This is a genomic window from Variovorax sp. SPNA7, from assembly GCF_033807855.1.
GTDB classification, from domain to species: Bacteria; Pseudomonadota; Gammaproteobacteria; order Burkholderiales; family Burkholderiaceae_C; genus Variovorax; species Variovorax beijingensis.
Genome location: NZ_CP138513.1, coordinates 3,473,959 through 3,488,073 on the forward strand (window position 1 = coordinate 3,473,959; position 14,115 = coordinate 3,488,073).

Annotated in this window: 15 protein-coding genes; 10 read left to right on the plus strand and 5 right to left on the minus strand. The window is 67.8% G+C overall.

Features of this window, described 5'->3' with window-relative positions; all coding sequences use genetic code 11:
• Positions 1-3: 3 nt before the first annotated feature.
• From RZE77_RS16320 to RZE77_RS16340, 5 genes are read right to left on the minus strand one after another with little or no spacing between them, the layout of a single operon-like run.
• Positions 4-3,405 (minus strand): pilus assembly protein, encoded by a 3,402-nt coding sequence (locus tag RZE77_RS16320; protein ID WP_319438346.1) that lies wholly within the window; start codon positions 3,403-3,405, stop codon positions 4-6.
• 2 nt (positions 3,406-3,407) lie between these two features.
• A complete protein-coding gene (locus RZE77_RS16325; protein WP_319438347.1) occupies positions 3,408-4,172 on the minus strand; it encodes a pilus assembly PilX family protein in 765 nt (254 codons plus the stop codon).
• Positions 4,169-4,972, minus strand: coding sequence for a PilW family protein (locus tag RZE77_RS16330; RefSeq protein ID WP_319438348.1), 804 nt, complete (start codon positions 4,970-4,972; stop codon positions 4,169-4,171). Before RZE77_RS16330 ends, RZE77_RS16325 begins: the two co-directional genes overlap by 4 nt.
• Positions 4,969-5,496 (minus strand): type IV pilus modification protein PilV, encoded by a 528-nt coding sequence (gene pilV / locus RZE77_RS16335; RefSeq protein WP_319438349.1) that lies wholly within the window; start codon positions 5,494-5,496, stop codon positions 4,969-4,971. The genes RZE77_RS16330 and pilV overlap by 4 nt, the downstream gene beginning before the upstream one ends.
• Positions 5,497-5,511: 15 nt before the next feature.
• Positions 5,512-5,943: a GspH/FimT family pseudopilin gene (locus tag RZE77_RS16340; RefSeq protein ID WP_319438350.1), complete on the minus strand. Its 432-nt coding sequence runs from the start codon at positions 5,941-5,943 to the stop codon at positions 5,512-5,514.
• A 274-nt stretch (positions 5,944-6,217) separates the two neighbouring features.
• Between RZE77_RS16340 and ribD the strand changes: the two genes are divergently transcribed.
• The 10 genes from ribD to RZE77_RS16390 all read left to right on the plus strand — a co-directional run bounded on the left by ribD (position 6,218) and on the right by RZE77_RS16390 (position 14,090).
• Entirely contained in the window at positions 6,218-7,345 is a 1,128-nt protein-coding gene (gene ribD, locus RZE77_RS16345) for a bifunctional diaminohydroxyphosphoribosylaminopyrimidine deaminase/5-amino-6-(5-phosphoribosylamino)uracil reductase RibD (RefSeq protein WP_319438351.1), read from the plus strand.
• 55 nt (positions 7,346-7,400) lie between these two features.
• Positions 7,401-8,066, plus strand: coding sequence for a riboflavin synthase (locus tag RZE77_RS16350; RefSeq protein WP_319426427.1), 666 nt, complete (start codon positions 7,401-7,403; stop codon positions 8,064-8,066).
• Positions 8,063-9,217, plus strand: a complete 1,155-nt coding sequence (gene ribBA, locus RZE77_RS16355) for a bifunctional 3,4-dihydroxy-2-butanone-4-phosphate synthase/GTP cyclohydrolase II (RefSeq protein WP_319438352.1) — start codon at positions 8,063-8,065, stop codon at positions 9,215-9,217. The genes RZE77_RS16350 and ribBA overlap by 4 nt, the downstream gene beginning before the upstream one ends.
• A gap of 5 nt (positions 9,218-9,222) precedes the next feature.
• Positions 9,223-9,693 carry a 6,7-dimethyl-8-ribityllumazine synthase gene (ribH, locus tag RZE77_RS16360; RefSeq protein ID WP_319438353.1) on the plus strand — a complete coding sequence of 157 codons (471 nt, stop codon included), beginning with the start codon at positions 9,223-9,225 and terminating at the stop codon, positions 9,691-9,693.
• A complete protein-coding gene (gene nusB / locus RZE77_RS16365) occupies positions 9,690-10,241 on the plus strand; it encodes a transcription antitermination factor NusB (RefSeq protein WP_319426430.1) in 552 nt (183 codons plus the stop codon). Before ribH ends, nusB begins: the two co-directional genes overlap by 4 nt.
• 88 nt (positions 10,242-10,329) lie before the next feature.
• Positions 10,330-11,526 (plus strand): pyridoxal phosphate-dependent aminotransferase, encoded by a 1,197-nt coding sequence (locus tag RZE77_RS16370; RefSeq protein WP_319438354.1) that lies wholly within the window; start codon positions 10,330-10,332, stop codon positions 11,524-11,526.
• A complete protein-coding gene (gene ybgC / locus RZE77_RS16375) occupies positions 11,523-11,981 on the plus strand; it encodes a tol-pal system-associated acyl-CoA thioesterase (protein ID WP_319426433.1) in 459 nt (152 codons plus the stop codon). The genes RZE77_RS16370 and ybgC overlap by 4 nt, the downstream gene beginning before the upstream one ends.
• Positions 11,978-12,700 carry a protein TolQ gene (tolQ, locus tag RZE77_RS16380; protein WP_012748214.1) on the plus strand — a complete coding sequence of 241 codons (723 nt, stop codon included), beginning with the start codon at positions 11,978-11,980 and terminating at the stop codon, positions 12,698-12,700. Before ybgC ends, tolQ begins: the two co-directional genes overlap by 4 nt.
• 16 nt (positions 12,701-12,716) lie before the next feature.
• Complete coding sequence (locus RZE77_RS16385) at positions 12,717-13,154, plus strand: ExbD/TolR family protein (RefSeq protein ID WP_012748215.1); 438 nt, start codon at positions 12,717-12,719, stop codon at positions 13,152-13,154.
• A 3-nt stretch (positions 13,155-13,157) separates the two neighbouring features.
• Positions 13,158-14,090, plus strand: a complete 933-nt coding sequence (locus RZE77_RS16390; protein WP_319438355.1) for an energy transducer TonB — start codon at positions 13,158-13,160, stop codon at positions 14,088-14,090.
• The last annotated feature ends 25 nt before the right edge of the window (positions 14,091-14,115 follow it).

Here is a 14,115-nt window from a genome sequence, read left to right on the forward strand (position 1 = left end):
GCGTCAATTCCACGAGATCAGGTTGCGCCAGCCGAAGCGGCGAACGGCTTGCGGCAGCTCGGTCTCGTTGCAGCCGCCGGCCGCATTGCAGATCACGTGCTTGCCTTTTTCCGCGGCGTCCTGCGGCCGAAAGACGATGTCGTCCCGGCCTGAATGGTTGCGGAAGCCGAGGTAGCTGCCCAGCGCGCTGGTGGAGCCGTTGTAGGCGATGCCGTCGGGGACCACGCCGCTGAAGAAGTCGACCACCATCGACCAGCCGTCGTCGCTGGTGCCCGGCGCGCAGTCGAGCGAATTGCTCGCCGAGCCGGGAATGGTGGACGAGAACAGCCCCGCGCTGCCGCTCAAGGCATCGCCCGGATAGACGATGCGTTCGCCGGCGGTTCCCAGCTGGAGGAACCAGCCGCGCTTGCCGCCCGAGCCGCTGTAGCTCACGCCGTGGTTCGACGCGGTGCGGAATTCCACGTCGCCTTCCTTCACCGTGCTGGTCCCGATGGTCTGCGCCACCAGGTCGGCCAGCACCGCGGTGCCCGTGCTGCCGTTGGCGCGGTCCCAGACGCCGTACAGGTACTGCTGGGCGGTGCTGCTTTCGTCGCCCGCGGCAAACAGCCGGCCGGTGCCAAACATCACCATGTAGCCGCCGCGCGGATGGTCGACGACCAGCGGCGCGGCCGTGATCGGCTGCGTAGCGCCGGCGGCGAACAGCGGCGCGTCGTCCAGGCTCGATGCGCCCAGGGTCGCCTTCCAGTCGCTGCTCTTTGCGCTGCTCAGGTCGAACTTCCAGAGATTGCCGAGCAGGTCGCCGGCATAGACGTAGTCGACCTTGCCATCGCCGTTGCCGTCCACCACCTGCGGCGCCGACAGCCCGTTGCCGGTGCCGGCGGCCTGCGTGGCCGGCGCCGGGATCTTCAGCACGGATTTGTCGCCGTCGAGGTACTGGATCCACAGCATCGCCTTCTCGCTCGTGCTGTTGTAGCCGTTGCCCAGGATCACGGCCCTGCGGCCGTTGTTGAGCGGCGCCACCTGCAGCGCGCGCCTGGAAAAGGAATCGAGCACGGGTTGCTGGAACTGGTGGCCGAGGTCGTCGTCGGCGAGCGCGGTGGTGTCGATCACGGCCACGTCGGCGGCGCTGGTCTCGCCGATGTTCTCGGGCTTGGTGACGTCGAGCACGAAGTAGCCCTTGCCGCCCGCTCCCAGCGTGCCCACGAGGAAGGATTTCCACAGCGCTGCCTTCTTGGCGTCGGTGGCCTTGGCGTCATCGGCCGACCCCATGTAGATGTCGGCCACGAACGGGCTGCCGTCGACGTAGTACCTGTGGGAGTAGGTGCTTTCGCTGAGCTTCTTGAGCTGGGGCGCCGCCGCCGTGCCGTAGACGCCTTCGGGCACATAGGCGAACGCCTCCTGGCCGGTGCCGGCGTTGAAGGCATGCAGCATGCCGTCGTTGGCGCCGACGTAGACCATCGGCGTGCGGTCGATGGTCGAGGCGAACGTGGCATAGCCTTCGTGGGTGAAACCGCTGCTGGGCCGCCCCACGTACTGGACGCTGGAGCCCACGATGTCGCCGAGCACATGGCCGCGCTTGCGCAGGCCGAGGCCGGCGCCCTCGTTGCTGCGGTCGCCGCGCAGGAAGTCGAGCACGCCCTGGCCGAGCGCGGTGCTTGCCGCGTCGGTGCCGGTGCTGCCCTTGAGCGCCGCCTTCTGCGCCTCGCTCAGGTTGGCCCACCGGAACGGCACGCCCGCCCCGCTGGCTGCGGCATTGGTGGGCGTTGCCGCGGCGGTGCCAGAGAAGCTCAGCACCTTGCGATCGCTGTCGTGCGCGCCGGCCACGGCCATGCGCGCATCGAGCAGCTCGCGCGCCGACCACGCGGGCGCGGTAGCCAGCTTGCCGTTGCTGCCGAACGGAGTGGCCGTCAGCTTGCCCGACCAGTCGGCCGTGTCGTAGCCGCCCTGATAGGCCGAGGTGGCGGTCGAAACCCTGGAGCCGCTGGCGGAGATCGAGGTCAGCGGGGTGCTGGTGTTGAACAGGATCTGCGAGAGGATGGATCGGAAGGCATCGCCGAGCGCCTGCGCGTTCGCGGCCGGCGTGAAGGTGCCGCGGCTGTTGAGCGCGGCGTGCCAGAGGTCCATGCGAACGGCGGAGGCGTTGGACGTCTTTTCATGCCAGTAGCCGGCGGAGCCGCTGCCGGATCTCCACCCCAGGAAGCCGTTGTAGCCGTCCGCCGTGGGCGTGTTCGCCAAGGTGTTGGCCAGCGGGTCGATCCAGGTGGCCGAGCCATCGACCAGTGCGGTGTAGTCGCCACTGTAGGTGGGCTGCGGCGCGTCGCCCGAGATGGCCGGCGCGCCCGTCCATGACGAGGCAGCGCCAAAGCCGATGGTGTAGGTGCTCAGGTGCTGCCAGGTGGCGGGATCGTTCTTGGGATTCCAGTACTCGGGGACCGTCGCTGCTCCTACAGTCACATTACCGGGCTCTGCAACTGTCTTCTTGAGGTTGTTCGATACACCGGGTTGCAGGTCGCTGGCCCAATAGTGAAATGCCATGTCAGCCAGCGTAGGCCGGTATTCCGCCGTCGGCCTCCAGGAACCGCTCGCGTCCTTCGCCCAGCTGAGGCCGCTGCTGATTGCACCTGCCTCGTCTTTGAAGGGCGCGCGTGGCACGTAGGTCACGGCATCGGGCAAGGCGCGGCTTGCTCCATCTGCGTTCCCGATGGCTGGGATATTGAGCTCCGCCGGCTCCGGGTTGAAGCCGAAGAAGTTGTAGTCGCCGTCGGTCATGAAAATGTGGAAGGACTTGCGGCAGCTCGACTGGGTCGCGCCCTCCACGCCCGGGTCGTCCGAGTAGGGATTGAACTGGCCTGTCGTCTTCATGTATTCGCCGGCGCGGGTCATCATGGCGTGCAGTGGTGTTCCACCGCCCGCGGCCAGAGCATCGACCCAGCTCATGAAGTTGGCGCGATGCGTGTCATCGAGCGAACGCATCAGGTTCGCATTGGCTCGACCGTTGACGAGACAACTGCCGGCCTGATAGATGCCAGGGGCGCTGTCGCCGAAGAAGCCGACGCAGCTGCCAATCTTGTTGTTGTTCATCGCCTGCCAGGAGAGGCGGATCTGGTCGTTGGGGATATTGGCCGCCGAGAAGTTGTCCCTGAGCGCGGTCTTGAGCGCTTCCAGCCGCGTGGGTGTTCCGGCTGACGGGTCCTTTCCTTCCGAGGCCCGCGACGACCACGCCATGCTGCCCGAGTTGTCGACCGACACGATCACATTCGGCGCCGGCTCCTTGACCGCGGTATTGCGCGGCGCCTGGGCCAGCGGGTATTGCGCGGCGTGCCCGGCGGTCTGCGCGAGTACCAGGCCGCACAGCACGGCGTTCCTCGAAAACCTGTGGATGTTCATCTCGATTTTTCTTGCCATGCTCAATTCACTTTCCTGACCGCGGCCGGGTCGAAGGACATCTGCAACAGGACCCGCGTGCCGCCACCCGTGCTCGCGGTGCGTGCGCCGGTGGAAAGCGCGGTGATCCGGTACAGCGGCTCGTCGCTGCGCGCGCGGTCGATCACCTCGATCCAGTACCTGGCGCTGGCCAGGGCCGGGTTGCCGGCCGTCGGTGCGCCCGTGAATGCACCATAGGCGGCGTACTGGTCCACGTACGCGGCGCGGGACCAGAACCGGTAGGCCTCGCTGCCGGAAGCAGCACTCACCGAGTCGGTCCCCGCGAAGTAGCAGATGCCCCGATCGCAGCTGTTGGCGCCCTCGCCCACGTAGGCGGTCACCCAGCCGGTATCCCGATCGGGAAACACGCGGCCATCCGCGGCCTTGCGGCAAGGCGAGCTCACGAGCGAGGAGCACGACACGTAGGTCTGGGTCGCGGCGTTGAAAGCCTGCTGCCGGATGTCGCGCTCGGCATCCAGCAGCGCGGCTTCAGCAGCCTCGAAGGCACGCTGGTAGTCGCGCTGGTTGCCTGCCATCGATTCGAGCAGCTGGGCCGTCCGCGCACCGCCCACCGCGAGCAGCGCCGAGAGCAGCAGCATGATGAGCACGATGAACAGCGAGAACCCGCGCTGCTGCGCCAGGTATTCGCCAGAAACACCGCGGAACCGGCTTCGCCGGGCCGCTGGCGTTGCCCCCTGCAAGGGGGGTGGCGAAGCGACACGAAGTGCGCGAAGACTGGGGGTGGTCATAGGTTCCGCAGTGCGAACACTGCCGTGTAGACGCGGCGCAATCTGCCGTCGCTGCTGGTCCGGGACGAACCATCGCAGTCGACGTAGCTACCGCCCGGGTTGCTCCTGGAAGCGCCTGCAAGCTGCAGGCACACGCGCACCGTGCGAACCTGATCGAAGCTCGCTACGTTCGTGGCCGTCACGTAGCGCACCACGCGTTCGGTTCCGGCATCGCCGATGCCGTACATGACGTCGAAGCGCTCGACGCCGTCGATGATCGGCTGCGGCGTGGTATGACCGCTGCCCTTGCACCGCAAGGCGCCGTTGACCACGTAGAACTCGCTGGTGATCAGGCGCACGTTCGCGGGGTCCGCTGGATTGCCGGGGGTGTACGCTGCACCCGCCGAGTCCTTGGCCACCTGGCCGAGGCAGTCGTGGAAGAAATCCGGATTCGGCGCAAAGCCGACCTTCAGCGTGTCGTTCACCGAACCGGCGGCCGCCTCCTGCCCCTTGATTGCAAAGAAGGCCGGCTCGCTCGTGAGCTTGGTGCCCGCATTGACGTCGAAGTAATACAGCGGCCCGGTGGCATCGATCGGGAAGTAGCCGGCCTGCCGGATCTGCTGGCCCAGCAGCCTGAATGCCAGCGCCGACGACTGGTGCAGCACATTGACGTCGTCGCCGGTCGCAGCGGTGCTGCGCGTGCCGAGCATGCTGGCCATGGCGGCCAGCACCACCAGCATGCCGATGATCAGCGCGACAAGGATCTCGACCAGCGTGAAGCCGGCCTGCCGCAGGTGGTGAGAGAAGGCTTTGTTGTTCATGGTTGAGGCACCGCGACGACGGCTTCCTGGCAGGCCTTGCCGCTCGGGCAGCTCCAGGCCGTTGCGATCGGGTTGACTGCGGAGGGCTCGTCCCAGGCGATGTGCACGAACAGCAAGCCGCCGACGTCCTTGTTGCTCTGCACGTTCGCCACGCCGCCCGGCAACGCACTCGCCACCCTGTGCTTCCAGGCCCACAGATCGTGGGTGGCCAGTTGAGCGGCGGTGCAACTGGCCTTGGCTCCTGCGCACGAGGGGGTGGGTTCGGTGGCCGCCGTCCAGTCGGCCACATAGGGGCTGGTCGACGCGGCGCCGGTCACGGGATTCGCACGGATGCGATCGGCCATGTCGCCGGCCAACTGCGCGGCGATGTTCTGGTTGCTCGCGCCCACGCTGTCGGAGAGCACGCGCAGCTGGAAGCCGGCCAGCGCGAGCAAGCCGAACGAGAGCACGAGAATGGCGACCAGGGCCTCGATCATCGAGAAGCCCGCTTGGCCGCGCGGCGCGCGAATCGAATGGCTCGGCATGTTCCGCTCCCTCCGTCAGCACCGCCGGACGCGCCAGCCGAGCGACAGGCACACGACGACGTCGTTGGATGAGCTGGCGCTTCCCACCGGATGGAAGCTGATGCGGGCGACGCTCGAAAAATGGCCCATGGGATCGAAAGCCATGGGCCCGACTGCGGTTTTCTCGATCGCAACACGCGTGTCGGGGTCTTGCCGCTGGAGGATTTCGAGCCCGTCGCCGCTGCCGACCACTGTTTCCCAGCCGCAGCTCCAGTCTGTACCGCTGCACTCCGCGCGCTGCCGGATCGTCACGGCCTGCCCGCGCCGGGCCGCTTCTGCGCGCGCGTGGCTCACGCTCGCCATCAGGGCCGAAACCATGCCCTCGACGCGGTACTTCTCGATCAGGCTGTTGAAGCCGGGCAGCGCCAGTGCCAGCAGGATGGCCATCAGTACGATGACGACCATCATTTCGACCAGCGTGAAGCCGCGTGGGGCTCCGCTTCGGCGGGAATGCGCCCTCGCGGACGCGCAGAATCCGTTTTTCATGTTGTACCGTCCGCCGCCTCGCCCAAGTGGCTGGAGCGGCGGACGTTTTCTCCCTGGCTGCAATTTTTCAAAAATTCTATTTGGCCAATTCGTATTAACCACCCATTGAACGACGAACGGTCGAAATAAACGGATCAATGGATCACTGGCTTCAATTGTTTTGAATTGATTTCCAAATAGATTGATTTAATAAAAAATGACAACTGCAAATGGAATTGTGAATTTCATGACCCAAGCCCTGGACCTCGCGCGCCAGGCCGGCCCGGAGACCGACCCCAATCCGCGCGTCGGCTGCGTGCTGGTGGCCGCGAACGGCACGGTGATCGGCCAAGGGCACACCCAGCAGGTCGGCGGCCCGCATGCCGAGGTCATGGCGTTGCGCGATGCCGCGGCGCGCGGCCATGCGGTTGCCGGTGCCACCGCCTTTGTCACGCTCGAGCCCTGCGCGCACCATGGCCGCACCGGCCCCTGCTGCGATGCGCTGGCGGCGGCGGGCATCGGCCGGGTGGTGGCATCGTTGGCCGATCCCAACCCGCTGGTGGCGGGCCAGGGCTTCGAACGGCTGCGCGCGGCGGGCGTGGCGGTCGAGGTGGGGCCGGGCGCGGAGGAAGCGCGCGAGCTCAACATCGGCTTTTTCAGCCGCATGGTCCGCAAGATGCCGTGGGTGCGGCTCAAGGCCGCCGCCTCGCTGGACGGCAAGACCGGCCTGCGCAACGGCGTGAGCCAATGGATCACCTCGGAACCGGCGCGCGCCGACGGCCACGCCTGGCGGGCGCGGGCCAGCGCGGTGCTGACCGGCGTGGGCACGGTGCTGGAGGACGATCCCCGACTCGACGTGCGGCTGGTGGAAACCACGCGCCAGCCGCATGTGGTGGTGGTCGACAGCCAATTGCAGACACCGCCCGGCGCGCGGATCTTCATGGCCGGCCGCCCCGTCTGGATCTACGCCGCGGCGCAGGACGAGGCCAAGGCCGCCGCCTTGGAAGCGCGCGGCGCCACCATCGCCTACCTGCCCAATGCACAGGGCAAGGTCGACCTGGCCGCGATGCTGCGGGATCTGGCTCGGCGCGAGGTCAACGAGCTCCACGTCGAGTCCGGCCACAAGCTCAACGGCTCGCTGCTGCGCGAGGGCCTGGTCGACGAACTGCTGGTGTACCTGGCGCCCAAGCTCATCGGCGACGGGCTCGACATGGCTTCCGGCATCCACGCCGGCGGGCCGCTGGCCGACCTGGCCGGCGCGCTGCCGCTGGAGTTCAGGACCATCGAGCAGGTCGGGCCGGATGTCCGGATCGTGGCCCGGGTCGCCGGAAGGGACGCTTTCTAGCGGGCGAATGCAGGCGCCCGCCGGGCGGACCCCCGATGTCTGCGAAAATGCGCGGATGTTCACCGGAATCATCACCGGCGTGGGGCGCATCGCCGCCATCCACGACCTCGGCCCCTCCTCCTCCTACGGCAAAAGACTCGGCATTGCGGTGCCCGACGGCTATCTGGCCGACGTCGGGCTCGGCGACAGCATTGCGCTCAACGGCGCGTGCATGACCGTGACCACGCTCGACCCCGCCCGGCAGCAGTTCACCATCGACATCTCGGCCGAATCGCTCGACAAGACCGCGGGGCTGACCGAAGAAGGCGCCCGCATCAACCTCGAGAAGGCGCTGCGCGCCAGCGACCGGCTCGGCGGCCACATCGTCTCCGGCCATGTGGACGGCATCGGCACGGTCAGCCACTTCGCGCCGGTCGGCGAAAGCTGGGAGCTGCGCGTGGTGGCGCCGCCCGCGCTGGCGCGCTTCCTGGCCTACAAGGGCTCCATCACGATCAACGGCGTGAGCCTCACGGTCAACAGCGTGAGCGACATCGATGGCGGCGCGGAGATCAGCATCAACCTGATCCCGCACACCGTCGACAACACCTCCCTCGGCAGCCTGCAGGCCGGCTCGAAGGTCAATCTCGAAATCGATACCGTGGCGCGCTACGTGGAGCGCATGCTCCAGGCCGGCGTCCTGGTGCCGACTCCTTCCACGTATTCCAAGGACACCGCCGAATGAACGCTTCCGTCACGCCCATCGGCACTCCCCGCGGCACGCGGGCTCCCGCGCCGATTTCCTCGGTCGAGGAGATCGTGGCCGAGCTCGCCGCCGGCCGCATGGTGATCCTGGTGGACGAGGAAGACCGCGAGAACGAAGGCGACATCGTCATTGCGGCCGACCACATCACGCCCGAGGCCATCAACTTCATGGCACGCCATGCGCGCGGGCTGATCTGCCTCACGCTCTCGCGCGAGATGTGCGAACGGCTGCAGCTGCCGCCCATGGTGTCGCGCAACGGCGCCAAGCATTCGACGGCCTTCACCGTGTCCATCGAGGCGGCCGAAGGCGTGACCACCGGCATCTCGGCCGCCGACCGCGCGCGCACCGTTCAGGCGGCGGTGGCACGCAACGCCGTGGCCAGCGACCTGGTGCAGCCCGGCCACATCTTTCCGCTGCAGGCGGTGGACGGCGGCGTGCTGATGCGCGCCGGCCATACCGAAGCCGGCTGCGACCTCGCCGCGATGGCCGGCTGCTCGCCCGCCTCGGTGATCTGCGAGGTGATGAACGAGGACGGCACCATGGCGCGCCTGCCCGACCTGCAGATCTTCGCGGCCGAGCATGGCCTCAAGATCGGCACCATCGCCGCGCTCATCGAGCACCGCAGCCGGACCGAATCGCTGGTCGAGAAGGTCGGCTGTCGCGAGATCCAGACCGCCTGGGGCAGCTTCACCGCCCATGCCTTCACCGACAAGCCGAGCCGCGGCGTGCACCTGGCGCTGGTGCGCGGCAAGTGGTCACCGGAAGACACGGTGTCTGTTCGCGTGCACGAGCCGCTCTCGGTGCTCGATGCGCTCGAAATCAACCGCTCGCTGCACTCGTGGAGCCTGGACGCCAGCCTCGCGCACATCGCGAACGAGGGCAAGGGCGTGGCCGTGCTGCTCAATTGCGGCGAAACGGCCGGCGAGCTGCTCGCGCAATTCGACGGCACCGCGCGCCCCGCGCAAGCACCCGAGCGCGGCCGCATGGACCTGCGCAGCTACGGCATCGGCGCGCAGATCCTGCGCGAATGCGGCGTGCACAAGATGAACCTGCTCGGCACGCCCCGCCGCATGCCGAGCATGGCCGCGGGCTACGGCCTCGAAATTGCCGGCTACCTCACGAAAGACTGACCACCATGCAAGGTGCAAACAAGGGCGCTGACAACAACACGCCGCTCGACGGAAAAGGCCTGCGCATCGGCATCGTGCAGGCGCGCTTCAACGCCGACATCACCGATGCGCTCGCAGCCGCCTGCCTCGCCGAGCTCGAGAAGCTGGGCGTGGCCGCGGAGGACATCCACCATGTGCGGGTTCCCGGCGCGCTCGAAGTGCCGGTCGCGCTGCAGGCCATGGCCGTGCGCGGCGGCTACCACGCACTGGTGGCGCTGGGCTGCATCATCCGCGGCGAGACCTACCACTTCGAACTGGTGGCCAACGAATCGGGCGCGAGCGTGAGCCGCGTGGCGCTCGACCATCGCCTTCCCATCGCCAACGCGATCCTCACGACCGAAAACCTCGAACAAGCCATTGCCCGGCAGACCGACAAGGGCCGCGATGCGGCCCAGGTGGCTGTCGAGATGGCGCGGCTGCTGGCCTCCCTCACATGACCGAAGACAACAACGACAACAAGGCAGCCGGCGCCAAGCCGCGCCCGGCGCGGCAAGTGCGTACCGGCCTCACCAGCACCGGCGCGCGCAAGGCTTCGGCCAAGTCGAACCGCAGCCGCGCGCGCGAGTTCGCGCTGCAGGCGCTCTACCAGCACCTGGTGGGCCGCAACGACCCGACCGAGATCGACCACTTCACGCGCGACCTCGCGGGCTTCCACAAGGCCGACGCCGCGCACTACGACGCGCTGCTGCACGGCTCGATCGAAGGCGCCGAACAGCTCGATGCATTGATCCGCCCGCTGCTCGACCGCAAGTTCGAGGAGATCTCGCCCATCGAGCACGCCGTGATGTGGATCGGCGTGTACGAGTTCCAGCACTGCCTGGACGTGCCATGGCGCGTGGTGCTCAACGAATGCATCGAGCTTGCCAAGGAATTCGGCGGCACCGACGGCCACAAGTACGTGAACGCCGTGCTCAATGGCCTGGCGCCGCAATTGCGCGCCGCCGAGGTCGAGGCCGACCGGGCCTCGGGCAAGGCCAGAGCGTGAGGAGCGCCGCCCGGCCGCCCGAAGGCGCTCGCCCCCTCGCTTGCGAGGGGGGTGGCGAAGGCGCGCAGCGCCGTAGCCTGGGGGTGCAATGAGAATCTCGGGGCGCGCACAGCGCATCGAACCCTTCTACGTGATGGAGGTGGCCAAGGCCGCCGGCGTGCTCGCGCGCGAGGTGGCCCACACCGACCGGCCGATGATCTTCCTGAACATCGGCGAACCCGACTTCACCGCCCCGCCGCTGGTGCAGGAAGCCGCCGCCCGCGCCGTGCGCGCCGGTGCCACGCAGTACACCCAGGCCACCGGCCTGGAGCTGCTGCGCGAGCGCATCAGCGGCTGGTATGCGCAGCGCTTCGGCGTCGACGTGCCGGCGCGCCGCATCGTGGTGACCGCGGGAGCTTCGGCTGCGCTGCAGCTGGCCTGCCTGGCGCTGATCGAATCCGGCGACGAGATCCTGCTGCCCGACCCCAGCTATCCCTGCAACCGGCACTTCGTGAGCGCCGCGGACGGCAAGGCCGTGCTGGTGCCCACCACCGCCGAAGAGCGCTTCCAGCTCACGGCCGCCAAGGTCGAGGCCGCCTGGACCGAGAAGACGCGCGGCGTGCTGCTGGCCTCGCCCTCCAACCCGACCGGCACCTCGATCGCGCCCGATGAACTGCGCCGCATCCACGAGGTGGTGTCGCAGCGCGGCGGCATCACGCTGATCGACGAGATCTACCTCGGACTTTCGTACGACGATGCCTTCGGGCAGACGGCATTGGCCATCGACGACAACGTCATCAGCATCAACAGCTTCAGCAAGTACTTCAACATGACCGGCTGGCGCCTGGGCTGGCTGGTGGTGCCCGAGGCGCTGGTGCCGGTGGTCGAGCGGCTGGCGCAGAACCTCTTCATCTGCGCGAGCACCGTGTCGCAGTACGCCGCGCTGGCCTGCTTCGAGGCCGAGAGCATTGCCGAATACGAGCGCCGCCGCGCCGAGTTCAAGGCGCGCCGCGACTGGTTCATCCCACAGTTGAATGCGCTGGGCCTGAACGTGCCGGTGGTGCCCGATGGCGCCTTCTACGCCTGGGCCGACTGCACCGCGGTCGCCGAGAAACTGGGCATCTCGGGCAGCTGGGACTTCGCCTTCGAAACCATGAAGCGCGCCCACGTGGCCGTGACGCCGGGCCGCGATTTCGGCACCGCCGAGACAAGCCGGTTCGTGCGCTTCTCCACCGCCAGCTCGATGGCGCACCTGCAGGAATCGGTCGAGCGCCTGCGCGCCATGATCGCGAACCCCGCCCGATGAGCTACGCGTTTCCGATCCGCGTCTACTGGGAAGACACCGACGCCGGCGGCATCGTGTTCTATGCCAACTACCTCAAGTTCATGGAGCGCGGCCGCACCGAATGGCTGCGCTCGCTGGGCGTGGAGCAGCGAAAGCTGCGCGAGGAAACCGGCGGCCAGTTCGTGGTGAGCGAAACGCAGCTCAAATACCATCGCCCCTCCCGGCTCGACGACGAACTGCTGGTTACAGCCGATCTCCGACAAATGGGTACGGCGTCGTTGATAATCGGTCAACGAGTGCTATCAAAAACAGAGCAAGAACGAACGGGAGCCGCGGCACCCGTCCTGCTGTGCGAAGGCACGATCCGCATCGGCTGGGTGGATGCCTCCACATTGCGTCCTGCGCGCATACCGGCCCAAGTTGCGGGAACCCTCGAGCGCTGCGGCGGCTCCATGACTCAACCTTTCAAGCCATGAACCAAGACCTCTCCATCATCAATCTCCTGCTCCATGCGAGCTTCGTGGTGCAACTGGTCGTGCTGCTGCTCGTGATCGTCTCGATCGCCAGCTGGGCCGCGATCATCCGCAAGTACTTCGCGCTGCGCCGCATGCGCGCGCTCAACGACGACTTCGAGCGCGAGTTCTGGTCGGGCACCAGCCTGAACGAACTGTTCGCCTCGGCCGCGCAGAACGCCAAGTTCGCGGGACCCATGGAACGCATCTTCGCCTCCGGCATGCGCGAGTACCAGAAGCTGCGCGAGCGCCACGTGAGCGACGCCCCCACGCTGCTCGACGGCGCCCGCCGCGCCATGCGCGCGAGCTTCCAGCGCGAACTCGACGCGGCCGAGCAGAACCTGTCGTTCCTGGCCACCGTGGGTTCGGTGTCGCCATATGTGGGCCTGTTCGGCACGGTCTGGGGGATCATGCATGCGTTCACCGGCCTGGCCGCGCTCGCGCAGGTGACGCTGGCCACCGTGGCGCCCGGCATTGCCGAAGCGCTGGTGGCCACCGCCATCGGCCTGTTCGCCGCCATTCCGGCGGTGGTGGGCTACAACCGCTTCGCACGCGAGATCGACAAGATCGCGATTGCCCTCGAGACCTACATCGAGGAGTTCTCCAACATCCTGCAGCGCAACCTCTCGGCCAACCCGGCCGCGGTGGCGTCGGCAACTTCGGCGGCTCCGGCCAACCGCTGAGCGGAGGTTACAGCCCATGCCCGCAGTTTCATCCCGGGGCCGAGGCCGCCGCACGATCAACGAGATCAACATGGTCCCGTTCATCGACGTGATGCTGGTGCTGCTGATCATCTTCATGGTCACCGCGCCGCTCATCACGCCGAGCGTGATCAACCTGCCCTCGGTCGACCGCGCCAACAAGCAGCCCGACAAGCCGATCGAGATCGTCATCAAGAGCGATGACGAAGCGCAGATCAAGAAGGACCCGTCCACCGGCAGCGGCGGCACGTCCGTTCCCATGACCCAGATCGGCTCCGCGGCCAAGACCGCCCAGGGCGGCGACGACCAGCGCCCCGTGGTCATCAGCGCCGACAAGTCCGTGAAGTACGAAACCGTCGTGAAGGCGATGAACCAGCTCAAGCGCAGCGGCATCGAGCGCGTGGGCCTGTCGGTCACCACCACGGGCGGCAAATAAGGCATGTCGCTCGCACTGGATCGCCCCGAGTTCGCACCACCGCCGCAGCGCGGCACGCCGCGCGCGGTGTTGCTCGCGCTGGTTGCGCACGCGTTGCTGATTGCCGCGCTGACGTGGGGAGTGCGCTGGCGCAGCGATGCCGACGAAGGCGCCGTCGATGCGGAGCTGTGGTCTTCCACGGTGCAGCAGGCCGCGCCGCGCCTGTCCGCGCCGCAGGCACCCACGCCGGCTCCCGCGCCGCCGCCGCCTGCTCCTCCTCCGCCGCCACCGCCGCCTCAGGTGAAGGCCCCCGAGCCCGCGCCGCCGCCGCGTACGCCGGACATCGCGCTCGAGCGCGAGAAAAAGCTCAAGGAAGAAAAGGAACAGAAGGAGCGCGAGCTCGAGCGCCAGCAACAGCAGCGCAAGAAAGAGCTCGAGGCCAAGCAGCGCGCCGAAGACGAAGCCGAGCGCAAGAAGGCGCAGCAGCAAAAGCTCGCCGAGCAGCAGAAGAAGCAGCAGCAGGAAGCCGAGGCCAAGCAGGCCGAAGCGAAGAAGCAGCAGCAGGAAGCCGCAGCCAAGCAGGCCGCGGCCGACCGCGCCGCAACGCTCAAGCGCATGCAGGGCCTCGCGGGCGCGAGCGGCAGCGACGATTCCAAGGGCACGGCCCTGCGCTCGTCAGGGCCGTCGAGCGGCTACGCGGGACGCATTGCCGCTGCGGTGCGCCCGAACATCACCTTCCCCGACGCCGAGACGGTCAACGGCAATCCGGCGGCCGAGTTCGAGGTGAACCTGGCACCGGACGGCACCATCGTCGGCGTCAAGCTGACCAAGTCGAGCGGACTGCCCAGCTGGGACGAAGCCGCCGAACGCGGCCTGCACAAGACCGACAAGCTGCCGCGCGACACCGACGGGCGCATCTTCCCGTCGCTGATCGTCTCGCTGCGGCCCAAGCGCTAGCCGCTGGCGGCGCCCCGCCGCCCTG